Annotated in this window: 23 protein-coding genes and 1 pseudogene; 12 read left to right on the top strand and 12 right to left on the bottom strand. The window is 55.1% G+C overall.

The features are described 5' to 3' along the window. The first annotated feature begins 125 nt into the window (after positions 1-125). Positions 126-419, top strand: a complete 294-nt coding sequence (locus OLX72_RS10695; protein WP_114871225.1) for a hypothetical protein — start codon at positions 126-128, stop codon at positions 417-419. Between the two features lie 64 nt (positions 420-483). On the opposite strand, the gene OLX72_RS10690 is transcribed toward OLX72_RS10695, so the two are convergent. The 3 genes and pseudogenes from OLX72_RS10690 to OLX72_RS10680 all read right to left on the bottom strand — a co-directional run bounded on the left by OLX72_RS10690 (position 484) and on the right by OLX72_RS10680 (position 2,092). Next, a complete protein-coding gene (locus OLX72_RS10690; protein WP_433988622.1) occupies positions 484-843 on the bottom strand; it encodes a VPLPA-CTERM sorting domain-containing protein in 360 nt (119 codons plus the stop codon). A 119-nt stretch (positions 844-962) separates the two neighbouring features. Beyond that, positions 963-1,049, bottom strand: a pseudogene (locus OLX72_RS10685) (recombinase family protein); the annotation flags it as partial. A 164-nt stretch (positions 1,050-1,213) separates the two neighbouring features. Continuing rightward, complete coding sequence (locus tag OLX72_RS10680; RefSeq protein WP_433988621.1) at positions 1,214-2,092, bottom strand: transferrin-binding protein-like solute binding protein; 879 nt, start codon at positions 2,090-2,092, stop codon at positions 1,214-1,216. A gap of 444 nt (positions 2,093-2,536) precedes the next feature. On the opposite strand from OLX72_RS10680, the gene OLX72_RS10675 reads away from it, so the two are divergent. Further along, positions 2,537-3,595 carry an IS110 family transposase gene (locus tag OLX72_RS10675; protein WP_114868711.1) on the top strand — a complete coding sequence of 353 codons (1,059 nt, stop codon included), beginning with the start codon at positions 2,537-2,539 and terminating at the stop codon, positions 3,593-3,595. 351 nt (positions 3,596-3,946) lie between these two features. Here OLX72_RS10675 and OLX72_RS10670 read toward each other — a convergent pair whose 3' ends face one another. Continuing rightward, on the bottom strand, positions 3,947-5,233 hold the full coding sequence (locus OLX72_RS10670) for a surface lipoprotein assembly modifier (RefSeq protein WP_433988620.1): 1,287 nt from the start codon (positions 5,231-5,233) through the stop codon (positions 3,947-3,949). 590 nt (positions 5,234-5,823) lie between these two features. Continuing rightward, positions 5,824-6,069, bottom strand: coding sequence for a hypothetical protein (locus OLX72_RS10665; protein ID WP_433988619.1), 246 nt, complete (start codon positions 6,067-6,069; stop codon positions 5,824-5,826). Between the two features lie 460 nt (positions 6,070-6,529). On the opposite strand from OLX72_RS10665, the gene OLX72_RS10660 reads away from it, so the two are divergent. Next, on the top strand, positions 6,530-7,489 hold the full coding sequence (locus OLX72_RS10660; protein ID WP_433988618.1) for an IS481 family transposase: 960 nt from the start codon (positions 6,530-6,532) through the stop codon (positions 7,487-7,489). 341 nt (positions 7,490-7,830) lie between these two features. Beyond that, positions 7,831-8,955, top strand: coding sequence for a beta-ketoacyl-ACP synthase III (locus OLX72_RS10655; protein ID WP_433988617.1), 1,125 nt, complete (start codon positions 7,831-7,833; stop codon positions 8,953-8,955). Positions 8,956-8,964: 9 nt separating this feature from the next. Here OLX72_RS10655 and OLX72_RS10650 read toward each other — a convergent pair whose 3' ends face one another. Then, the gene (locus OLX72_RS10650; RefSeq protein ID WP_114871227.1) at positions 8,965-9,423 is read right to left on the bottom strand and encodes a hypothetical protein; all 459 of its coding nucleotides are present in this window, start codon (positions 9,421-9,423) and stop codon (positions 8,965-8,967) included. Positions 9,424-9,827: 404 nt separating this feature from the next. On the opposite strand from OLX72_RS10650, the gene OLX72_RS10645 reads away from it, so the two are divergent. Next, a complete protein-coding gene (locus tag OLX72_RS10645; RefSeq protein WP_433988616.1) occupies positions 9,828-10,415 on the top strand; it encodes a thymidine kinase in 588 nt (195 codons plus the stop codon). 2 nt (positions 10,416-10,417) lie between these two features. On the opposite strand, the gene OLX72_RS10640 is transcribed toward OLX72_RS10645, so the two are convergent. The 5 genes from OLX72_RS10640 to OLX72_RS10620 all read right to left on the bottom strand — a co-directional run bounded on the left by OLX72_RS10640 (position 10,418) and on the right by OLX72_RS10620 (position 13,550). Beyond that, positions 10,418-11,368 (bottom strand): 2-hydroxyacid dehydrogenase, encoded by a 951-nt coding sequence (locus tag OLX72_RS10640; RefSeq protein WP_433988615.1) that lies wholly within the window; start codon positions 11,366-11,368, stop codon positions 10,418-10,420. Next, positions 11,368-11,706 (bottom strand): tRNA-binding protein, encoded by a 339-nt coding sequence (locus tag OLX72_RS10635; protein ID WP_114871230.1) that lies wholly within the window; start codon positions 11,704-11,706, stop codon positions 11,368-11,370. The genes OLX72_RS10640 and OLX72_RS10635 overlap by 1 nt, the downstream gene beginning before the upstream one ends. Further along, complete coding sequence (proC, locus tag OLX72_RS10630; RefSeq protein ID WP_433988614.1) at positions 11,699-12,514, bottom strand: pyrroline-5-carboxylate reductase; 816 nt, start codon at positions 12,512-12,514, stop codon at positions 11,699-11,701. The genes OLX72_RS10635 and proC overlap by 8 nt, the downstream gene beginning before the upstream one ends. A gap of 39 nt (positions 12,515-12,553) precedes the next feature. Beyond that, positions 12,554-13,054, bottom strand: coding sequence for a YbjN domain-containing protein (locus tag OLX72_RS10625; protein ID WP_114871232.1), 501 nt, complete (start codon positions 13,052-13,054; stop codon positions 12,554-12,556). A 253-nt stretch (positions 13,055-13,307) separates the two neighbouring features. Further along, entirely contained in the window at positions 13,308-13,550 is a 243-nt protein-coding gene (locus OLX72_RS10620) for an accessory factor UbiK family protein (RefSeq protein WP_114871233.1), read from the bottom strand. A gap of 96 nt (positions 13,551-13,646) precedes the next feature. Between OLX72_RS10620 and lgt the strand changes: the two genes are divergently transcribed. The 5 genes from lgt to OLX72_RS10595 all read left to right on the top strand — a co-directional run bounded on the left by lgt (position 13,647) and on the right by OLX72_RS10595 (position 17,962). Further along, entirely contained in the window at positions 13,647-14,537 is an 891-nt protein-coding gene (gene lgt, locus OLX72_RS10615; protein WP_433988613.1) for a prolipoprotein diacylglyceryl transferase, read from the top strand. Next, entirely contained in the window at positions 14,527-15,582 is a 1,056-nt protein-coding gene (locus OLX72_RS10610; RefSeq protein WP_433988612.1) for a class I SAM-dependent methyltransferase, read from the top strand. The genes lgt and OLX72_RS10610 overlap by 11 nt, the downstream gene beginning before the upstream one ends. After that, a complete protein-coding gene (pgeF, locus tag OLX72_RS10605; RefSeq protein ID WP_433988611.1) occupies positions 15,579-16,334 on the top strand; it encodes a peptidoglycan editing factor PgeF in 756 nt (251 codons plus the stop codon). The genes OLX72_RS10610 and pgeF overlap by 4 nt, the downstream gene beginning before the upstream one ends. 279 nt (positions 16,335-16,613) lie before the next feature. Then, positions 16,614-16,757, top strand: coding sequence for a hypothetical protein (locus tag OLX72_RS10600; RefSeq protein WP_205388977.1), 144 nt, complete (start codon positions 16,614-16,616; stop codon positions 16,755-16,757). A gap of 347 nt (positions 16,758-17,104) precedes the next feature. Then, positions 17,105-17,962: a Hint domain-containing protein gene (locus OLX72_RS10595; protein WP_254684631.1), complete on the top strand. Its 858-nt coding sequence runs from the start codon at positions 17,105-17,107 to the stop codon at positions 17,960-17,962. 6 nt (positions 17,963-17,968) lie between these two features. Here OLX72_RS10595 and OLX72_RS10590 read toward each other — a convergent pair whose 3' ends face one another. After that, positions 17,969-18,469 (bottom strand): Lrp/AsnC family transcriptional regulator, encoded by a 501-nt coding sequence (locus OLX72_RS10590; RefSeq protein ID WP_114871238.1) that lies wholly within the window; start codon positions 18,467-18,469, stop codon positions 17,969-17,971. A 213-nt stretch (positions 18,470-18,682) separates the two neighbouring features. Here OLX72_RS10590 and trxB point away from each other — a divergent pair, with 213 nt between their 5' ends. Together trxB and OLX72_RS10580 are read left to right on the top strand one after the other, a co-directional pair. Beyond that, positions 18,683-19,627, top strand: a complete 945-nt coding sequence (trxB, locus tag OLX72_RS10585; protein WP_114871239.1) for a thioredoxin-disulfide reductase — start codon at positions 18,683-18,685, stop codon at positions 19,625-19,627. Between the two features lie 137 nt (positions 19,628-19,764). Then, positions 19,765-21,474, top strand: coding sequence for a bifunctional sulfate adenylyltransferase/adenylylsulfate kinase (locus OLX72_RS10580; RefSeq protein ID WP_114871240.1), 1,710 nt, complete (start codon positions 19,765-19,767; stop codon positions 21,472-21,474). The last annotated feature ends 85 nt before the right edge of the window (positions 21,475-21,559 follow it).

Genomic DNA, 21,559 nt, shown 5'->3' with positions numbered 1-21,559 from the left:
GAATTATCCGCAGTCAGGTTCGGTTCTGTGCCCCGTAAATTACACGCGCAAGACTTTGCCGAGCCCTATCCGCTTTTTCAAAACCCATGCTAAGCTGCTTTGTGTCACATCAAAGGAGTTTCCCAATGCGCCCGTTTCTTGCCTTGCCTGTTGCCTTGCTTGTCGCTGCCTGCGCGCAGGAACCAACCCCGCCGCCTGAAACGACCCTGCCCTTTTTTGGCGACGGGTACCGGTTTAGCGGGGATGCCTGCCGCCGCATCGGCGAGGACGCGTATACCAACCAGTTTCTTGACGATGCGGCAGATTTTGTTGGTTGCCCGGAAACAACTGAAAATCTGGGCGTCTTTGTCACCGACACCGGCGCCATCGAAGTGGCGCGGCGCGATGGGTATGTGCTGTATTCCGTGCCAACCAGATAGCGGCTGACGAAAAAAAGGGCCGCCCACTGGGGCAGCCCTTGTTCTAATTCTATGGCAATCGCGTTTACGCGGCCTTGCGGCGCTTGCGGGCTGCGACCAATCCACCGACCGCTGCGATCAGCATGATGCCACTGGCCGGAAGCGGCACAGGCGACACGGTGACAAGGTTCTGCTTGCGCGCGCTGTCCTGGCCCATGCTTTCAAGGAACGTCAGGCGCCAGCGGTCGCCACCAATGTAGTTCTGGGCCGCCGTCAGGAATTCACCTGCAATATCTTCGACCGCATCGCTTGCGCTGGCCTGGAAAGCACCGGTTTCGATGTCGTAGTCGGTGTCATACACCAGTTCCCACAATGCCAACTGGAACCCGGCGGTTGTATCAAGATCCGTCGTAACCAGAGGATTGCCGTAATTGGCATTAAACATCGCCTGAATGCGCGCGATATTTGCCCGGCAATGGCTGACACTTTCATTCCTTCTGATGCCATCTCTCTGATCTTCTTGTAATCCAGACGGACAGGACGACCTTTGTAGACACCCTTGGCTTTAGCTGCTTCAATCCCGGCTCTCTGCCGTTCCTTGAGGTGGTTGAGTTCCATCTCGCCGACCATCCCCAAGACTGTCAGGATCATCTTAGGCACCGGATAGAACATTGGTAAACGTATCTATCACCTTGTTTTCCTTGGGTACTTAGTTCTCAAGGTGCATCTCCCACCGGCCCCGGAAGCCATCGTCCCGATGGACCAGAGGCCAATCATGCGCTAATTTTCAAATTGGACCACGTAAGTGGGGTTATTCAGGGCCGCTCACCGCCAAACGAACCGATGTAACCTCCCGCGCTGAAAGTTCCGCCAATTTCTTGGGCATTTGGGCCGTAAAACTTCCCTGTTGCCGTGCCGCTCAAACCAGAACCAGCAACATTCCCAATATTCATGTCAAAGGATGCACCATTAACTGTTCCTGACCCCTCAAAATCTAAGTCGGGTCGGGGGGTGGTGGGGCCGATGATGCCGGCTTGGGTATTTGTGCTCAACAAATCAATATCTCTGAAATCTGTTGTTGCCGTAACGGTCGAAGTGGTAGCTACAATTTTGCCAGAAACATCCGTAGTAGTGCCGATGCTGTTGCCGCTGTAGGTTGCACTGCCTGTTGGAACTCTATTATTAGACGTGGCCGCTCCGTAACTGCCTGAACCAATCGTACCGGAACCGCTATTTCTGCCCGTCTGCCAAACACCAAAGGTCTGATATTCATATTGTCCTTCAAACAGCGCAGTGTCATCTCCATTTCGCTTGGTCCAAGAGTTCAGAGTGCCAATCTTGATCAAATCATCGCCGTTTGCCTTTTGAAGGTTTACTGATGAATTACCTGCAGGGGCGGTCAGTGCAAGCTTGGTTGTAGCACCATTTTTGGCCTCTAGGTTTAAGGTGGAGGAACCAGAAGTCTCATTAGTTATTGTCGTGGATCCATTGACCACTTCATAATTTGCCGTCTCTGCAGAACCACTGAGAACGGCTGTTCCGTTAGCCCGGAGCGCAGACGCTGACGTGAAAAGATAAACGTCACTATCACCGATACTGCCACTGCCACTGTCACTGCCACCACCACCGCCGCAAGCAGTTAGAAGGAATGGCGAAATCCCAACAAAAAACGACGTCCAAAATCTAATTTTCATAGTTCACCTTAGAACTCTTTTTCAATTTATATCAGTGTATTATGTAGATTGTCGTGTGCTAATGGCAATGCGTTTCTTTACGTAACTCTGTTTCTAGTTAGGAAACGATGCACAGGGAGGCCCTCTAACACCTTCATCCCTCGCGCAGCTTGTCGTACTTTTTTGATAATTATGCTGAAGGCGCTACCCTGGCTTACGATTTCAAGCCATTCTTTTGCGGATATTGGATAATTTTTTCACTTTTTGTCTTATTTCCATCTTACCTAGCTGCTGATCGGTGCAAGCTGACCAAGATGATCCTGATCTTCTTTTCCATTGCATACTGCTTGCGCCTAGCGCAATTGACTTCATTGACGGACCTTCCGGCCAGTACGCTAATGGGATGTACCGGCTGCTTCACCCAGCAGGTTAGGCTTGGCCTATACTGCAAAAAGGAGAAGTAGCATGGCGAAGAATGATTTTGATGAGCTGATGTCAGTTGGCGTTGATATCGGCAAAGACGTATTTCACTTGGTTGGCTTTGACAAAGAAGGTCGGCTTGTTTTGCGCAAGAAGATCAAACGCATGGCGTTGGTTGCGACGTTTGAGGAGCTGCCGCAATGTATTGTCGGGATGGAAGCTTGCCTGAGCGCGCACTTTGTCAGCCGAACGCTGAGCAAGATGGGGTTCGAGCCCCGGATCATTCCCGCGATTTATGTGAAGCCTTTCAACAAGGGCCAGAAGAACGACTACAATGACGCTGAAGCTATTGCAGAAGCCGCTTTGCGTCCCAATCTCAAGACGGTATCGGAGAAGACGCAGGAGCAGCTTGATCTCCAGGCGCTGCATCGCGTTCGGTCACGGCTTGTGTCACGTCGGACAGCAGCAATGAATCAGATCCGGGCCTTTCTGATCGAACAGGGGATCACTGTCCGACGTAGTGTCGCGGCTCTGCGCGCCTCGCTCGAAGCCATTCTTAGCAATCGCGGCGACGAGATGTCCTTGCGGATGCGGAGATTGATCCTGGGGCTCCAACAGGATTGGATATGGCTGGATAAACGGATCGATATGACCACATCTGAAATCAAAGAGGTCAGCGAGACCGAGGAAAGCTGCCAACGTCTGATGACCATTCCGGGCATCGGGCCAATCATCTCAACGGCTGTGGTTGCAGCTGTCGGGACCGGCGAGGCTTATGATCGGGGGCGAGATTTTGCGGCTTGGCTGGGGCTCGTTCCGCGACAACACAGCACCGGCGGGCGCACCATCCTGGGTCGTATCACAAAACGAGGCAGCCGGTATCTCCGCATGCTGTTTGTGCAGGCCGCGCAGGTCATCATGATGCGACCGAAGAACTGGCATAAGTTTAGTTTTGGCGCATGGTTGGAAGCCGCCGCGACGCGCATGCAGCACAACAAGCTCGGCGTGGCGCTTGCCAATAAGCTAGCGCGGATCGCATGGAGTGTTCTTAACTCAGGCAAGGACTTCGATTGGATGGAAAAAGAATTGGCGACTGCGATCTGATCACAGCCGCAAACGACGTTCGTAAACCTCAAATGCATGGAACAGAATAAAAACGCACTCAAAGTCTGAGAGCCCGAATGGTCATAATCGACCTGTCCGCTAATGAGACAAAGGCGCGTGCGTACTCCCAACAGGGCCACGGCAAGCAACACAAGCCGATCCAAAGGCCGGATACATATCAGCGACTTCCAGAAGACATGCAATTGAACACTTGCGAACAGCAGCCGGTACATACATTTCGGGCTCCAGTTGTCTGTCTCATGTCGCACCCCTCAGTATTTACCGATGAGACAACAGCATTTTCTTATCAAGTTGCCCTGCTTGAACCCATAAGCGTCGACGTCACATATTTCAAAATCTTCTCTCCAATCCAAACTCGTACTCGGTTTCGGAATAGCTAAATGCATCGATCCCGGACTTTGTTCGTCTGTGGCTCAGCTCCAAGAAAGGTGAAAATCCATCTCCAATGAACAGGTCGTTCTTTTCAATTCTGATCCTCGCCCCTACAGACTCTTCATCAGGGTTCCCCGTAAACAACGGGCTTGGCTCTGGGAATCCCTTTTTCTCGAAGAAGATCGACGGTCGAAGTGTTAGCCCAAACGGGATATCAACCACTCCCAGCAGTCGCACGCCGTACAGGTCATAGTTGTCCAGATTGAAATCGACACTTTTACCCTCGTAGAAGAGAGACAAACCTATGGAGCCAGTTCCGCCAATTGATTGACGGATGCCAATTTGGGCCTGTCCAAGTGTACCATCAAGGTCATCGGCGGTTTTGTTGTTAACGTTTGCATAGGATGCCTGACCAAAGACGGAAAACCCGGAACCAGTGCGGTTCTCAAAAGTTAACTCCAGCCCAGCATTATCTTCGTAATGCTCCCCGGCAAGATAACGTTGGTAGTAGACAGGGGCCACCGAATATGTGGTGTTCTCGCCCGTGAACCGAAGTCCCGTTCTGGCCCCGGCTGTGTAATCATCATAATTTGAGTTCGATGCCTCGATAATATCGAAGAAGCCCTGTACGAAAAGGGATGAGGTGACATTGTCTCCGAACGTAACACCAATGGGGAGCCGATAGCTCACGGTTCCCGTTGCTCGAACCGCCAGTTGCGAACTCGTGTCTCGATCCAAAGAGGCTGGCCGGATAAGTCCTCCGAAGTCCAACAAGATTGTGTCAGAGTCGTAGTCGCGACTGTTGCCTGCATTGGTGAGGCCCAAGCTAAGATCCCAGTCAAATCCGCGTCGTGCATCTATCGCTCGGATAAAACCGAGTACTCTACGTCGAACTGAATCCGGCAAGTCGCCAGAAAGCACTATGAAGAATTCCTGTCTGGCTCGGTCCCATTGTTCGGCAGCAAAATAGGCTCGTGCCAGTTCGAGACGAACCCTTATCAAAGTCGGATCGGCCCCCAAGATCGACGAAAAAGCCTCAATAGCTTTATCGGGTTTGCCAATTTCAAGATCCTTGAGCCCGGCAAGAAAAATCGATTCAATCGTGTTTGACGATAGCGGTTTTCCGTCAGCGCTGGGGATGCCTGCATTGGCCGAACCGTTATCTTGTTCCGAGTTGGCGAATGCTGGACCAGTTGATAACTGATACATCGAAAGCAGGACGAAAAGAAACAAAAGACGAACCAATTTGATCTCCAAACGAGGGCTTTGGAACTAAAACGAAAAATTGCAATCGTTCAAATTATACGTATCGCCTTGAGCCCCTTACAGTCTGCATTATGGCGTTTAGCAGAATTTGCACTATGCTGAATTAAGCGTTAAGTTCTCGTTTGACAACTTATCCGACATTCCCCAAGTGGAATGCTTTCATCGGTACGGATGCTCGTCCTATTGAAAGAAGCCGTCGTTTCATGAATTTTCCGTCCGCTATTTGAAGATGGTTTATGAACAACATCGCCCAATTTTAATTTAACTTTGAGGTCGATCAAGCGCGATGGCTGCCACCCTCATGGGTCCAACATTGAATGGAACATACGAACCGTGCTCAGGCGGAACATACCTGAAATTTCGACGCACCAAGGAGTATAAATTGCGCGTATTTGGGAGTATATGTGACTGATTAGGAGGGAACAGTATCTCACCGTTAACCCCCCTAACCTATTGTAAATAAAGAGAAAAATAGTATAGGCTTAGGCGTACAGAAATTTGAACGCTCTAATCCCTGTCTCTCCGCCAGTGGCCCTTCCCCAAGCGGGCTTTACAGCCGCAAACCCCACCTAAGCTGCCGCCAGACGGGCCAGTTCCTCTGCGACATGACGGGCAAAGCCCAGATCGTCCAGAATGGCGCGGTGCAGTACAGGTTTTGCGCCTTTCACTTTCCGGATAACCCCGCTTTGATATTTTCCGGGTCCGATCTGGAACACGAGCGGGCGCCACGCACCGCCCTCGTCTTCCTTTAAGCCGCCCGAATGCACCAAAAGCGCGCCCTCGGGTTTGTACTCATACTCAATCGTCAGGTCCATTTTAAACCCTTTCGTTGTCATCGTTACACCTCAACACGGCCGCAACTTGTCCGGTCACGGCCGGATACACATCCTACACGCGCTCTTTCACCGCACAAACAAGGTGGGGATATGACAGGATTGGAGCAAGCTATGGCGGGTTTAAGACCGCGCGGTGGCAGGTCAAACTCCGTAAGAGCGGGGATTGATGCCATTCCTGCAACAATGCTGTAAATGCTTGGACGCGTTTTCCCGTTTTCTCAAGTAAATGGCAGCGGCTGTTTCCATAACAAGCACAAACAGGGCGCCCCGGGTCGGGTTCGATTTCTGGCAAACATGCCCAGATTGGACTTGACGCAAATGTGAAACACAGTGTTTCCAAATGTGCGATTCCGGCCGGACGGACTGGAAAACAACAGCTTAGGTGTTTGATCCCACGGTTTGATGGTGCGATCCTTTCTCAGGAATGGAAGGAAGCACTATGGGACAAGTTCGTCACGGGAGCGCCACGACCACGCACGCCGTCAGAGCTGCAATACAGCGATCGCAAGCTTCGCTCGCGCAACTGAGCCAGGAACTTGGCATCAATCCCAAGACGGTAGCGAAGTGGCGCAAACGCCAGTCCGTTGAAGACCTGAAGACGGGGCCGAAGGAGCCACGCTCGACGGTTCTAACCGAAGCCGAGGAAGCGAACATCGTCGCATTCAGACGGCATACATTGTTGCCGCTGGACGATTGTCTCTATGCTCTGCAGCCGTCCATCCCACATCTGACGCGTTCGGCGCTGCATCGGTGCCTGCAGCGACATGGCATCTCTCGATTGCCTGACGTGGAAGGCGACAAGCCGAAGCGCCAGAAGTTCAAGCGCTACCCTATCGGCTTCTTCCATATCGACATCGCCGAGGTGCAAACCGCTGAGGGCAAGCTTTACCTGTTCGTCGGCATTGACCGCACAAGCAAATTTGCCGTGACCCAACTTGTCGAGAAGGCAGACAGGAAGACAGCCTGGGAGTTCTTGCAGCACATGCTCGAAGGTGTGCCTTATCAGGTGCATACCATTCTGACAGACAACGGCATTCAGTTCGCAGAGCAGCCTAGAAACCGCAACACCATCTATTCCCGGCCAATGCGCTTCGACATGATTTGCGAGGCCAACGGGATCGAACATCGCCTGACGAAGCCCAACCACCCGTGGACCAACGGCCAGGTCGAGCGGATGAACCGGACGATCAAGGACGCGACCGTCAAACGCTTCCACTACGAAAACCACGATCAGTTGCGAACACACCTCGCCGACTTCATGGCAGCCTACAACTTCGCACGCAGGCTGAAGACCCTCGGCGGTCTAACGCCCTACGAATACATCTGCAAAATCTGGACATCAGAGCCAGATCGATTCATCATCAATCCGATCCACCAGATGCCGGGACTGAACACCTAGTTCGCGCCCAACCGTTGGGCGGGGGTCTCTGGTGGCCGCGCGATGGATTGCTGGTCCAACGGGTTTTACCCAACAGGGTGGCAAGTTCAGAGTGGCCCTTTGACGGCAGGTTAAGCACCCCCCGAAACCCACCTTAAGCAGTGATTCATTGTGAACGTCAGTGAACACCTTGAACGCCCCTGTGGACTTCATTGGCAGAGGGACATACATACGGCATATCGGGGGACATACTGCAATTTTTCTAACCCCCCAAGTCATTGGTTTATAATGGTAAATCATCTTTTATAGATTTGTTCTGACAGAGGCATTACTCTGACTGAAACTCACGCAAGGGCCACTTCATGTACAAAGCTGCCATTACCGGCACCGGGGTGTTCACCCCCAGTGAAATCATCACCAATGCCGAACTGGTGGCCGCCTTTAACGCCTATGCGGACCTGTTCAATGCCCGACACGCAGATGAGATTGCGGCCGGCACGACAGAGGCCAAGGAACATTCGTCCGAAGAGTTCATTGTAAAGGCCAGCGGCATCAACCAGCGCTATGTGATCGACAAGTCAGGCGTTCTGGACCCCGAGATCATGCACCCGCTGCTGCGCCAGCGTAGCGATGAAGAACCATCCCTGATGGCGGAAATGGGCGTTGATGCCGCGCAAAAAGCGCTGGCTCAGGCGGGTCGATCGGCATCCGAAGTCGATCTGGTCATTTGCGCCGCTTCGAATATGGAACGCGCCTATCCGGCCATTGCGGTTGAAATCCAGAACCTGCTTGGCTGTGCCGGTTTTGCCTTTGACATGAATGTTGCATGTTCATCTGCAACCTTCGGAATTCAGGCCGCTGCGGACATGATCAAATCCGGCAGCATCCGCAGTGCACTGGTCATCAACCCCGAGATTTGCAGCGCGCATCTGGAATGGCGCGACCGCGATTGCCATTTCATTTTTGGCGATGTCGCAACGGCCACCTTGATTGAACACGCCGACCTGGCGGGCGGCCCCTGTTTCGAGATCGTCTCGACCCGCTGCGCCACCGAATTTTCCAACAGCATCCGCAACAACAACGGCTTTTTGCGCCGCTCGCGCCCCGATGGCACAAAAGACAGGCGCGATATGCAATTCATGCAGAACGGCCGCAAAGTGTTCAAGGAAGTGCTGCCCATGGTCAGCGCGCACATCGCGGCCCACATGGAGGCCGAAAACATAAAAGCATCTGATCTTAAACGGCTTTGGCTGCATCAGGCCAACAAAACGATGAATGATTTCATCGGCAAGAAAGTATTGGGCCGCGCGCCGGAACCAGGCGAACAGCCCAACATCCTGCAAGACTACGCCAATACATCATCGGCCGGTTCCATCATCGCCTTTTCGAAATTCTCTAACGATCTGGCGGATGGTGATCTGGGCGTGATCTGTTCTTTCGGCGCAGGCTATTCTGTCGGGTCGGTCATCGTGAAACGCCGCGACTGACGTACAGGGTCAGCCGCTTTCTTCTTCCAGATGCAACTTCATATCAATCAGAACCTGTTGCAGCATCGACGTTTCTTTCAGCAAACGCTTGGCTTCGTTGATGGTGATAATCCCGTCTTCGATGGATTGCTGGTACTCGGCCATCAGCATCGCAAAGCGCTGGCTTAACGCAATGACATCCGTATTGATCCCGCCTTTGCGTTGTTCATTGGGACGCCTGTCATCATAAGACAGGGTAATCCCTTTCAGTTCGGCCAGTGCCGACGTGACATGAGGATAGGCCGATGCCTCTTCCAGCAGGGCAACGGCATCAATTGGCATAAACCGATCCGCGTGTTCGGGATTGTCTGAATAATAGCGCCCCAATGTCGCCTTGGATTTTCCTGTTAAGGTGCAGGCGGGTTCAATTCCCACATCTTTCACCAAAGCTTCTGTGTGCTTTTTCAGATAACTGCCAATACCGGCCATACAACGCTCCCTGTTACAACCCCGATACAAGACCCCAAGCGGGGAAACCGTAAAGACTTTTCCCATTAATCTGTTTCAAGGGAAATGTCATTTATAAACCGTCCCATAGGTTTTCGGGAAGGTACGAGTTGCCGGTGCCCACTACATCGGTTTCAGGGTGGGGCCCGTCGCGTTACCTGTTTGTAAGGGTCGGCATGTCCGGCTTTTGGGCAGGTGATGCGCGGGTCTATTGAACCAGAGACGTTTCCTTGCATCCGGCGGTTCCTGCCGGTGTCCCCCTTGGACGCGTTATTTGGTGACAATAGAGTTTGTAACGGTTCTGTTCCCATCGCATTTTGCGACACCAGCATCGGCCCCACCCTGGATAGACTTGCCGGGCGGGGCCGATCATCGTAACTGGGCGCATGGCCAAGCTGTATTTTCACTTTTCCACCATGAATGCCGGCAAATCGACGGTTCTGTTGCAGGCTGCGCATAACTATCGCGAGCGCGGTATGCAGACCTATCTTTTGACCGCCCAGTTCGACAAACGCGCCGGAGAGGGACGAATCGCATCGCGGATCGGCATAGGAGAACCTGCAGACACATTTGCTCCGGGAGAAGATCTGTTTGCGAAACTGCAATCACGGATGCAATCCGGCCCCGTTGCCTGCGTATTTGTGGACGAAGCCCAGTTTCTTGAGAAAGATCAGGTGTGGCAACTGGCCCGCGCCGTCGACGATCTGAACGTACCGGTCATGTGCTACGGGCTGCGGGTCGATTTTCGCGGCGCGCTGTTTCCCGGTTCTGCCGAATTGCTGGCCCTGTCTGACGAAATGCGTGAAGTGCGCACCATCTGCCATTGCGGAAAAAAGGCAACGATGGTGATCCGGCAGGACGCAGACGGAAAGGTAGTGACCGACGGAGCGCAGGTACAGATCGGCGGAAACGAAACCTATGTGTCGCTGTGCCGACGTCATTGGCGCGCCGCCACCGGCGACGCACCTGTCTGATGTCACACCGGGTTTGGCAACGGCTTGCCGTCTTTAAACGCGCGTAGATTATCCACCACCATCATCCCCATCGATACACGCACCTCGAGTGCCGATGTCCCGAGATGCGGCAGCAGAACCGCGTTTTCCAACGCGATCAGCGCTTTGGGCACCTTGGGTTCGAATTCATAAACATCAAGCCCGGCACCGGCGATCTGGCCGTCCTCTAGCGCTGTAATCAACGCCGTTTCGTCGATCACGTCACCGCGGGAAATATTGATCAGGTGTGCGGTGGACCGCATTGCCTGAAGAATGCTCTGATCAACCAGATGATGTGTTGCAGCCCCCGCCGGTACAGCCAGCACCAGAACATCAACCTGCGCGGCCAGATCTGTCAGAGTGGCGATACGATCTGCCGGAAAACTCAGCGTTTTTTCGCTTCGGTTGAAATATTTTACCTGCATTCCGAACCCGAAATGGCAGCGTTGCGCAATAGCCTGACCGATCCGGCCCATGCCGACGATACCAACGGTTTTTCCGCTCAGGTGAAGCCCCAGCATCTGTGTCGGGTGCCAGCCTTCCCATTGACCAGATCGCACAAGCCGTTCGCCTTCGCCCGCGCGTCTTGCAGACATCAGCATCAGGGTCATCGCGATATCGGCGGTGGCATCGGTGACGGCCCCCGGCGTGTTGGACACCAGCACACCAGCCGCTCTGGCGGCACTTACATCCAGATGGTTGTATCCGACACCGAAATTGGCCAGCAACCGGCAGCGGGGCGTTGGAACATCGGCAAAAACCTCGGCCGAGAATAGGTCTCCCAATGTTGGCATGACCGCGTCGTAATCGGTTAAGGCCTTGCGCAGTTCATCAGGTGTCAGGGGTGTGGTTTGCGCCCGCACGGTCACGTTGAAATCCGGCTCCAGAGCATCCAGAACCGCCGAAGGCAACGGGCGAGATATCAAGATATCCATCAGTGCATCCGTGCGCCCAAGGGGACGTCCTTGTCCGGCGCGATCAGAACAATATCCCCGTTATTGTCCGATACGCCCAGCACCAGTACCTCTGATCTGACCGGTCCGATCTGGCGGGGCGGAAAATTGACCACGGCCATGACCGATTTCCCGATCAGGGTGTCGGGATCATAATGCTTTGTGATCTGGGCCGAACTTTTTCGTTCGCCGATCTCTTCGCCGAAATCAATCCACAGCTTGAAGGCCGGTTTGCGCGCTTCGGGAAAGGGTTCGGCGCGCACGATGCGACCGACGCGAATATCCACCTTCAGGAAGTCTTCAAAATCAATCTCAGCCACCCGACAACTCCTTCGATCTTTCGCTCGCTGCCTTGACAGCCTTGGGCAACAAGGCGGGAAAACCCTTTTTTTCATCCATCAGAACCTCAAGCGCAGCTTGGGTCGTGCCGTTGGGGCTGGTCACATTTACCCGCAATTGCGCCGGCGTTTCTTCGGTGGCTTCGGCAAGCGCTCCGGCCCCCGCGACAGTGGCCTTGGCCAACTGCATGGCAAGATCTGCGGGCAATCCCTGCGCCTCACCACCTGCCGCAAGTGTTTCGATCAGATGAAACACATAGGCGGGGCCTGACCCGCTGACGCCTGTCACCGCATCCATCTGCGCTTCGCTTTCCAGGCGGACGGTCTGCCCGACAGCCTGCAACAACGCTTCGGCCAGCGCCATGCTTGACGCATCCGCCTTTGCGTTACCGATCAATGCTGTAATCCCCTTTCCGATTGCCGCAGGTGTGTTCGGCATGGCGCGGATCACCGGGGTATCCGCGCCCAGAACCCGTTCGTAGAACGCAATCGGCGTTCCCGCAGCGACGGACACGAACAAGGTTGCGCCGTTGCCCATCTGCGCCAGTGTCGGCAATGCTTCGGCCATCATTTGCGGCTTGACGGCCACCAGAACGATAGCCGGAGCATTGGGCAGATCAGTGTTCAGATGCACGCCTTGCTGTTTCAGCCAGTCTGATGGGTAAGGATCTTTCACCCAGACCGATTGAGGGGGCAATCCGCCGGCCAGCCATCCGGCAAGCATCGCAGATCCCATTTTTCCACAGCCCAGCAGCACAAGGCCCCGGTCTGCCACGATTTTCATGTTCATAGTTGCCCCCTGATCCGGCGTGCCGTTCAGGGGGCAGTTTTACGCGCGCCCGTAGGCCTCTGCAATGGCGACCTGCATCGCCTGGCGGACAGTTTTCCCGCCCCAGACTGCAAGCTGCACAGCCGGGTAATAGCGTTCTGCGCTGTTCACCGCGGCGCCTATCATCGTGTCAATCTGATCCGGACCGGCGACCTGCCCGCCGGACAGAACCAAGCCGTACCGGTAAACCATCAGTTTCTGCTCGGGCCAGTAGGTAAACGCCCCGGCCCAGCATTGATCATTCACCGAATTCAGCAACTCGTAAAGCTGCGGTAGCTTGTCTTCTGGCGGTTCCATTTCGAAAGAGCACACCATTCGCAAAGTCTCGTCATAGCCGGACCATGCCAGCGTGATCGAATAGGTCCGCCATTGTCCCTCGACCGCCATGGCGATCTGGTCATCACCAATACGATCGAAATCCCATTCGTGGTGTTCGGCCAGATGTTCGACGATGTCGATAGGGTGAAGGTCTTCTTCCAGATACTGCTCGGAAAGGGCCATGGTGCCACCTCTTATGATCGCTTCTAGCGATGTGGGGCGGCAGCGCCCCAAGCGCTAGGTGCCTGCTCTACGGGCCGGGGCGAACCCCCGGTCCCATACTATATATGGTGGAGTGTGCAACTGCATCTGGCAACCCCCAATTTTGGGGACAGCCGCAATAAGTTGTGGATAGGTCGGAAAACTGCCCACAATATGGACAGCTCCAGCCTCACTGTTTCAGATCACGAAATGAACGCGCAAGCCGCGCTTCGGCTCAGCCTTTGGCCTCAAGCGCATCAAGCCGCGCCTTCAGTGCCTCATTCTCTTCCCGCGCCTTTTGCGCCATTGCGCGGACCGCATCGAATTCTTCGCGGGTCACGAAATCGCGATCGGCCAACCAGCGGTCGATCATCGAAGACATAGCCGTTTCCGCCTCGTCCTTTGCGCCTTGCGCCACGCCCATCGCATTGGTCATCAACTGCGAAATATCGTCCATAATTTTGTTGCGGGTCTGCATTTGCGTGCACTCCTTTACCGTTGCGATCTATATGGGCATTGTGCGCATCGACCACAAGGTTGACTTCCCCGCACGGCCAAAGGCATTCAGACGCATATGCACGCTGTTCTTCCCTTTCCTGACATCTCGCCCGAGATTTTTGCCATCGACATCTTTGGCTTCCATCTGGCGCTGCGCTGGTACGCGCTGGCCTATATCGTGGGTATCGTTGCGGGCTGGCGTCTAGTGTTGCGCGCCGTTCGAACACCACAACTATGGGCCCACAACAAGGCAGTGATGACCCCGCAGCAGATCGAAGATTTGCTGACCTGGGTGATACTGGGTGTCATTCTGGGCGGCCGGCTAGGTTATGTTCTGTTTTATCAGGCGGGTTACTACCTGCAAAACCCGGCGCTGATCCTGCAGGTCTGGCAAGGCGGCATGTCCTTTCACGGTGGTCTGCTGGGTGTCATACTTGCCGGATTTCTTTACACAAAGCGCCACAACATCAGCAAATTGTCCGCCGCCGACATCATGGCGCTGGGTGTACCGCCGGGTTTGTTGCTGGGACGGCTTGCCAACTTCATCAATGCCGAATTGTGGGGTCGCCCGACCGATCTGCCCTGGGGCGTTGTGTTTCCCGGTGAAGCGGCCCAGTCATGTGATGGCCTGATAGGCCTGTGCGCCCGCCATCCATCGCAACTTTACGAGGCCGTGCTGGAAGGTCTGATCCTTGGCGCTGTCCTGATCTGGCTGGTCTGGCGGCGCGACGGGTTGAAAACGCCCGGGCGCATCGCAGGCACATTCTTTGCCGGCTATGGTCTGGCCCGGTTTGCGGTCGAGTTTGTCCGCCAGCCGGATGCACAGTTCATCACCCCGGGCAATCCGTTGGGCCTTGCGTTGCATATCGGGGGGTATGGCCTGACGATGGGGCAGTTGCTATCCCTGCCGATGATCTTGCTGGGGGTGTATTTGATCAGAAACGCACGGCGACACCATGACGCTTGAGGCGCATTTACTGGATCGAATTGCCCGCGAAGGGCCGCTTAGCGTCGCTGAATACATGACGGATTGTTTGTTGCACCCCACGCTGGGCTATTACACAACCCGTGATCCTTTGGGCGCAACGGGCGACTTTACGACCGCCCCCGAGATCAGCCAGATGTTCGGCGAACTGATCGGGCTGGCTCTGGCTCAGGCTTGGATGGATCAGGGGCGCCCTGCCCATTTCATACTGGCCGAACTTGGCCCCGGACGGGGTACGCTCATGGCCGATATCCTGCGGGCCACCAAATCCGTCCCCGGTTTTCTGGACGCGGCGCAGATCACCCTGATCGAAGCCAGCCCCGTGTTACGACAAAAGCAAAGGGACATGTTGCAGGGCAGTGCCGTACAATGGATCGAAACAACCAATCACTTGCCGGATGCGCCACTTTTTCTTGTCGCGAACGAATTTTTTGATGCTCTGCCCATTCGCCAGTTTGTACGCACCGGACCGGGGTGGCGTGAACGCTGCATCGGCGCCCCTGACGGAAAACTTGCCTTTGGGCTGGGGCCGCCCGGTAAATGGGCGGATCTGGATCATCGTCTGGAAGATACCAAAGACGGCGATCTGATCGAAACCTGCCGCCCCGCGCAGGCCATTCTGGACGATATCGGGCACCAGATCGAAACCTTTGGCGGCGCGGGATTGATCATTGACTATGGCGACTGGCGGACATTGGGCGACACGTTGCAGGCCGTAAGAGCGCATGAATATGTCGATCCCCTGTCGGCCCCCGGTCAGGCCGATCTGACGGCACATGTCGACTTCGAAGCGTTATGCGCAAGCGTGCCCTGTGCCCATACACGCGTCACCCCCCAGGGCATCTTTCTGGAACGGCTTGGCATCTCGCAACGTGCAGAAGCACTGGCCAAAACCGGCTGTCAGGCGCGCAAGGATGTGATCGTTGCCCATCACAGGTTGACGCACCCGACAGAAATGGGAAACCTGTTCAAGACGCTGGGCCTGTTCCCGACAAACGGCCCGCCCCCGCCCGGACTGGATTCATGACGCTTGAAATCATTACCGCAGATGCCTTGACCCCTGCCCGCCATGGGTTTTTCACGCGGCGTGGCGGGGCATCTTCGGGGGTTTTTTCCGGATTGAATTGCGGCGCGGGCAGTTCGGATCAATCCGATATGGTAGCGATCAACCGGGCGCGCGTGGCGGACGCTATGAACGTTGCCCATGACCATCTGGTATCTGTGCATCAGTTTCATTCCACAGATGTCGTGACCCTGACCGAACCCCCGTCCGAAAAACCGCGCGCCGACGCGATGGTTACCGCGACGCCCGGACTGGCGCTTTCCGTATTGTCGGCCGACTGCCAGCCGGTTTTGTTTCATGATCCCAAGGCCGGCATTGTCGGTGCAGCCCATGCAGGATGGCGCGGCGCGCTGGACGGTATTCTGGAAGCGACGATCAAAGCGATGGAAGGCTTGGGTGCAAATCGCGAAAACATAAACGCCGCAATAGGCCCATGTATCAGCCAGTCTGCTTACGAGGTCGGGCCGGATTTTCTGGATGAATTCCTGGCCGATGATCACGACAACGCGCGCTTCTTTGCCAATGGCGCGGGCGATCGGATGCAATTTGATCTTCCCGCATTTGGCCTGCACAGGCTAAGGCGCGCGGGTGTCGGACATGCGGAATGGACACGCCATTGCACATATACGGATGCGGACCGTTTTTTTTCCTATCGGCGCAGCGTACACGCCAAGGAAGCGGATTACGGACGCCTGATCGCTGCCATTTCACTTTGAACTGGGGCAGTACCGTGGCGGTTCATGCCTATTTGACGCCCTATTGCTTGAGCTGAAACACTAAAATCTCGTGGTATTCCCTGATCGCGTTTATTTTTTCGTAATGTTTTCAGTTCAGTAAAGCCTTCGCCACAACGGCTGCGTTATTCAGGAAGGTGTGCCAGAAGATTTTTCAATAAAATCCGTTGTCGTCAAATCCTTGCCCTATTACGCGGGCATTCTGTTCGCGATCAGGACGCATCAAGACGTCATGTCCCTATTGAGAGCAAGGAGCAGATCATGAAAACGAATAAACGGTTCATCAAATCAGTGACCGCGGCAGCCGCATCCACAGAAGTATGCATGCCCTGGGCTCGCGGCGCACGCCGCGCTGCATTCATTGCCAAGCGTTCCGCGCCATTGGCCAAAGTGAAAACCGCCTGACGGCACATGCCCCGTTACACTCGGGCTAGGTGCCTTGCGAGGCGCAGGTGTTACCTGTGACCCGAGTACGAGTGGAAACCCGCCTCCGTTGATTCGGAGGCGGTTTTTTTTGTGCCGAACCAGCCGCTTGGCCAAATTATGGCAAGCCATTCGCAGCAACAGGAAACAAAAAATGCATTTCCCGACAATTGTTTCCGTTTTGAAAAACAATGGTTCGAAAATTTTGACAGTTTACCCGAATCCGGACGACTTTAAGTCTAACGCAAGACATTGAAGCTAACTTTTGCTTCTGTCGTTGATCCGGTGGGGGCCGGCGAAAGAAGCGAATAACCTGCAAAGGTAATCGCATGAAGACCCCCACAAGCGCCGAAGCTTCGGTGCGTCCCTCCACCGCCTTCTCTCGGGCGGAACCCTCCGCAGCCGTCTCTCCGGCTGGTACCAGTATCAATCCGGCGATGTATGGCCGGAAACCGCGCCCCAGTGCATTCGACGGGCGGTCTTCGCAGCAGGCAGCGCCCGCATTGCGCCGCTACGAAGTCGCCTGTCTGAATGCACGCGGCGATATCGAAACATCATCCCACATCGCGCCCGCCATTCCGCTTTTCGAGGCAGCAGTGTCTGCTTTCGCCCGCGGCACGCTGATTTCCACGCCGACCGGCGAAGTAGCGATCGAAGACCTGCTACCCGGAGACGAGATTTTGACAGGCCGCGGAAACGCATCCCCAGTTCAGTGGATCGGATCCACGACATTTCGCCCCGACCGCCCGTCATCCCAAAGCAGCATCACCCATATGACGCGGGTGATGGCAGATGCTTTTGGCATCTCGCGCCCTAGCTCTTACATGATGGCCGGGCCTGCGGCACGTATCCTGCATACGCCTGATCATTTGCGCGCATCTGCCGGGGCGCAAAAAATGCTGACCCCCCTGCGCGGTTTCGTTGACGGGGAAAACGTGATTGACGTCACGCCCCCCGCCCCGATCGAACTGTTTCATCTTTGCCTGAAACATCATGCGATCATTTTTGCCGGTGGGCTTGAAGTGGAAAGCTACCACCCCGGTACTGGCGCATCGACTGAAGTGTCACACAACCTGCGCCAGATTTATCTGTCGATGTTTGATCACATACACCACCTCGCCGATTTTGGCCCGATGATCTACCCGCACGCGCCGGGTGCCCGTTATCACGATGCTTCTGCGATCTGACGCAGTTCAGGCAGATTTTTCCAAACGCGCTTCCAGTACGTCGAACGGCACGCCGGGTTCATCCTTGGCCCCACGAATAACCAGCGATGTTTTAACACTGGCCACATTCGGAGTTGTTAACAGACCGGATGTCAGAAACGTCTGAAAAGTGCTGAGGTCGGGCGCGACGCATTTCAATATGAAATCCACCTCGCCGTTCAGCATATGGCATTCGCGCACCAGCGGCCACTCGCGACAGCGCTGTTCAAAAGCGCGCAGATCGACTTCGGCCTGGCTTTGCAGGCCGACCATCGCAAAAACCTGCACTTCAAAGCCCAGTTCGCGGGCATCCACATCTGCATGATACCCGCGGATAAAGCCGTTTTCTTCCAATGTGCGCACCCGGCGCAAACACGGCGGTGCAGAAATGCCGACCCGCTTGGCCAATTCGACATTGGTCATGCGCCCGTCAGCCTGCAATTCGGCCAAAATCTTGCGATCAATCGGATCAAGGCGCGTTCCGGCCATGTTACCCCCAGTGGAATTTGCGTTTGTTATAGCACTACCGCAGGTGCGCGCAATAATCTTTCGTCTGCGCGCAACATTCTTAACACCACGCGCTTTCGCACATGCAAGGCAGCCATGCAATACAGACAGATTTCAGGGCTTTTCGCCCCCGGACCGGGCCGCTATATGCAACGGGCCGCTGCCAGCACGCAAATCTATACCGGGGAAAAACACATGGCCGAAACACGCAAAACCAAAGTTCTGATCATCGGGTCCGGCCCTGCGGGATACACGGCGGGCGTTTATGCCTCGCGTGCGATGCTGAACCCGATACTGGTGCAGGGCATCGAACCCGGCGGACAACTGACAACCACGACCGAAGTGGAAAACTGGCCGGGCGATACCGAAGTGCAAGGCCCCGATCTTATGATTCGCATGCAGGATCATGCCAAGGCGATGGGCTGCGAGATTATCGGCGACATCATCACGTCAGTCGATTTTTCCAAACGCCCCTTTGTAGCACAATCGGACAGCGGCACAGTGTACGTGGCAGACGCGATTATTCTGGCCACCGGCGCCCGTGCGAAATGGCTGGGTTTGCCCTCGGAAGAGAAATTCAAGGGATTTGGCGTGAGCGCCTGCGCCACTTGCGACGGCTTCTTCTATCGCGGGCAGGAAATCGTGGTAATCGGCGGCGGCAATACTGCGGTGGAAGAAGCGCTTTTCCTGACCAATTTCGCGTCAAAGGTAACTTTGGTCCACCGGCGCGACGAATTGCGCGCCGAAGCCATCCTGATCGACAGGTTGATGAAAAACCCGAAAATCGAACCCCTCTGGTTCCATACACTGGAAGAGGTCATCGGCACGGACGCGCCTTTGGGTGTCGAAGCGGTTCGGGTCAAACATACCAAAACAGGTGAAATCACCGAAATTCCCGCCAAGGGGGTGTTTGTCGCCATCGGACACGCGCCGGCGAATGAACTGGTCAAGGATGTACTGGAAACCCACATGGGTGGCTATGTCGTGACCAAGCCTGACAGCACCGCCACCTCGATCCCCGGCGTCTTTGCTGCGGGCGATCTGACCGATTATAAATATCGTCAGGCCGTCACCAGCGCAGGCATGGGCTGCATGGCCGCGCTTGAGGCCGAGCGATTTCTGGCTGAAAACGAAGAGTGAATGTGCACTGGGCGCGCCAATTTACCACAACGCCCCAAGAATTGCCGCATCACGCTAGACTTTTGCCATGATCACCGGCTAAGCCGCGCGCGAACGGGCAATTACGCCAGTCGGTTATTAAAACGAAAGAGTATCCTATGACGATGTTGAGTAACCTCGCTCCTATTCCCGAGCTTTATGTTTCATATGAATCCGCCCAGAAATTGAAGGTGGAGGCAGGCAATCTGATCAGCTGGGATCTGTCCCCCAGACAGGTTTGCGATCTGGAGCTTTTGATGAATGGCGGGTTCAATCCGCTCAAGGGCTTTCTCGGCGAGGACGATTACAATTCAGTCGTTGAAAACATGCGTCTGCAAAGCGGCGCGCTTTGGCCGATGCCGATTACGCTGGATGTGAACGAAAAATTCGCGGAAAGCATCGAGGTCGGACAGGACATTGCGCTGCGTGATGCCGAAGGCGTTATTCTGGCCACAATGACCGTCACAGACCGCTGGACGCCAGACAAGGCCCGCGAGGCGGAAATGGTGTTTGGCGCTGACGACGATGCGCATCCGGCCGTGAACTACTTGCACAATCAGGCAGGCAAGATTTACCTGGGTGGCCCTGTGACCGGCATCCAACAGCCTGTCCATTATGATTTCCGTGCGCGTCGCGATACACCGAACGAATTGCGCGCCTACTTCCGCAAGGTCGGCTGGCGCCGTATCGTGGCGTTCCAAACCCGCAATCCTTTGCACCGCGCCCATCAGGAACTGACATTCCGCGCCGCGCGCGAAGCGCAGGCCAACCTGCTGATCCATCCGGTTGTCGGCATGACAAAGCCGGGCGACGTCGATCATTTCACCCGCGTGCGCTGCTACGAAGCCGTGCTGGACCAGTACCCGGCTGCCACCACCAGTATGTCTTTGCTGAATCTGGCGATGCGGATGGCTGGGCCGCGCGAAGCCGTCTGGCATGGTCTGATCCGCGCCAATCATGGCTGCACCCACTTTATCGTTGGCCGCGATCATGCAGGCCCCGGCAAGAATTCAAAGGGCGAAGATTTTTACGGCCCTTATGACGCGCAGGACCTGTTCAAAACCCACGAGGAAGAGATCGGCCTTGAAATGGTTGATTTCAAACACATGGTCTATGTGCAGGAAAAAGCGCAATATTATCCTGCCAATGAAGTTCCCGAAGGCGACACGGTTCTGGATATTTCCGGCACCGAATTGCGCCGCCGGCTGGCCGAAGGGCTGGAAATCCCCGAATGGTTTTCCTTTCCCGAGGTTGTGACAGAACTGCGCCGCACGCGCCCTGCCCGTTCCAAACAAGGTTTTACCGTGTTTTTCACCGGTTTTTCGGGGTCGGGAAAATCCACCATCGCCAACGCCTTGATGGTCAAGCTGATGGAAATGGGCGGTCGCCCCGTCACATTGCTGGATGGTGATGTTGTCCGTAAGAACCTGAGCTCCGAACTGGGTTTTTCCAAGGAACACCGCGATCTGAACATTCGCCGCATCGGCTATGTCGCAAGCGAGATCACCAAGAACGGCGGCATCGCAATCTGCGCACCGATCGCCCCTTACGCCACAACACGCCGCGCTGTGCGTGAAGACATTGAATCTTTCGGCGCCTTCGTCGAAGTTCACGTGGCCACGTCCATCGAAGAATGCGAACGCCGTGACCGCAAGGGTCTCTACAAGCTGGCGCGCGAAGGCAAGATCAAGGAATTCACCGGCATTTCCGATCCCTACGATGTTCCGCAAAACCCGGAACTCAGCGTGGAAACCGAAAATGTCGACGTTGACAACTGCGCCCATCAGGTTTTGTTGAAACTTGAAAGCATGGGCTTGATCAAAGCCTGATTTCCAAGGCCCTTCGCCCAGCCGGGCGGGGGGCCTATTGTACCCCGAAAATTTTTTGCCAGCACAGCTGAAAACTGTGTCATAT

It is taken from the genome of Sulfitobacter sp. TBRI5, from assembly GCF_051013555.1.
Taxonomy (GTDB): Bacteria; Pseudomonadota; Alphaproteobacteria; order Rhodobacterales; family Rhodobacteraceae; genus JL08.
Note: the sequence above shows the minus strand (reverse complement) of the source record. Positions and strands in the feature narration are given on the sequence as shown.

What these genes read in the sequence shown, in the direction of transcription:
- OLX72_RS10695 (WP_114871225.1), top strand. Translation starts at nt 126, where the DNA reads ATGCGCCCGTTTCTTGCCTTGCCTGTTGCCTTGCTTGTCGCTGCCTGC.
- OLX72_RS10690 (WP_433988622.1), bottom strand. Translation starts at nt 843, where the DNA reads ATGTTTAATGCCAATTACGGCAATCCTCTGGTTACGACGGATCTTGAT.
- OLX72_RS10680 (WP_433988621.1), bottom strand. Translation starts at nt 2,092, where the DNA reads ATGAAAATTAGATTTTGGACGTCGTTTTTTGTTGGGATTTCGCCATTC.
- OLX72_RS10675 (WP_114868711.1), top strand. Translation starts at nt 2,537, where the DNA reads ATGGCGAAGAATGATTTTGATGAGCTGATGTCAGTTGGCGTTGATATC.
- OLX72_RS10665 (WP_433988619.1), bottom strand. Translation starts at nt 6,069, where the DNA reads ATGGACCTGACGATTGAGTATGAGTACAAACCCGAGGGCGCGCTTTTG.
- OLX72_RS10660 (WP_433988618.1), top strand. Translation starts at nt 6,530, where the DNA reads ATGGGACAAGTTCGTCACGGGAGCGCCACGACCACGCACGCCGTCAGA.
- OLX72_RS10655 (WP_433988617.1), top strand. Translation starts at nt 7,831, where the DNA reads ATGTACAAAGCTGCCATTACCGGCACCGGGGTGTTCACCCCCAGTGAA.
- OLX72_RS10650 (WP_114871227.1), bottom strand. Translation starts at nt 9,423, where the DNA reads ATGGCCGGTATTGGCAGTTATCTGAAAAAGCACACAGAAGCTTTGGTG.
- OLX72_RS10645 (WP_433988616.1), top strand. Translation starts at nt 9,828, where the DNA reads ATGGCCAAGCTGTATTTTCACTTTTCCACCATGAATGCCGGCAAATCG.
- OLX72_RS10640 (WP_433988615.1), bottom strand. Translation starts at nt 11,368, where the DNA reads ATGGATATCTTGATATCTCGCCCGTTGCCTTCGGCGGTTCTGGATGCT.
- proC (WP_433988614.1), bottom strand. Translation starts at nt 12,514, where the DNA reads ATGAACATGAAAATCGTGGCAGACCGGGGCCTTGTGCTGCTGGGCTGT.
- OLX72_RS10625 (WP_114871232.1), bottom strand. Translation starts at nt 13,054, where the DNA reads ATGGCCCTTTCCGAGCAGTATCTGGAAGAAGACCTTCACCCTATCGAC.
- OLX72_RS10620 (WP_114871233.1), bottom strand. Translation starts at nt 13,550, where the DNA reads ATGCAGACCCGCAACAAAATTATGGACGATATTTCGCAGTTGATGACC.
- lgt (WP_433988613.1), top strand. Translation starts at nt 13,647, where the DNA reads ATGCACGCTGTTCTTCCCTTTCCTGACATCTCGCCCGAGATTTTTGCC.
- OLX72_RS10610 (WP_433988612.1), top strand. Translation starts at nt 14,527, where the DNA reads ATGACGCTTGAGGCGCATTTACTGGATCGAATTGCCCGCGAAGGGCCG.
- pgeF (WP_433988611.1), top strand. Translation starts at nt 15,579, where the DNA reads ATGACGCTTGAAATCATTACCGCAGATGCCTTGACCCCTGCCCGCCAT.
- OLX72_RS10600 (WP_205388977.1), top strand. Translation starts at nt 16,614, where the DNA reads ATGAAAACGAATAAACGGTTCATCAAATCAGTGACCGCGGCAGCCGCA.
- OLX72_RS10595 (WP_254684631.1), top strand. Translation starts at nt 17,105, where the DNA reads ATGAAGACCCCCACAAGCGCCGAAGCTTCGGTGCGTCCCTCCACCGCC.
- OLX72_RS10590 (WP_114871238.1), bottom strand. Translation starts at nt 18,469, where the DNA reads ATGGCCGGAACGCGCCTTGATCCGATTGATCGCAAGATTTTGGCCGAA.
- trxB (WP_114871239.1), top strand. Translation starts at nt 18,683, where the DNA reads ATGGCCGAAACACGCAAAACCAAAGTTCTGATCATCGGGTCCGGCCCT.
- OLX72_RS10580 (WP_114871240.1), top strand. Translation starts at nt 19,765, where the DNA reads ATGACGATGTTGAGTAACCTCGCTCCTATTCCCGAGCTTTATGTTTCA.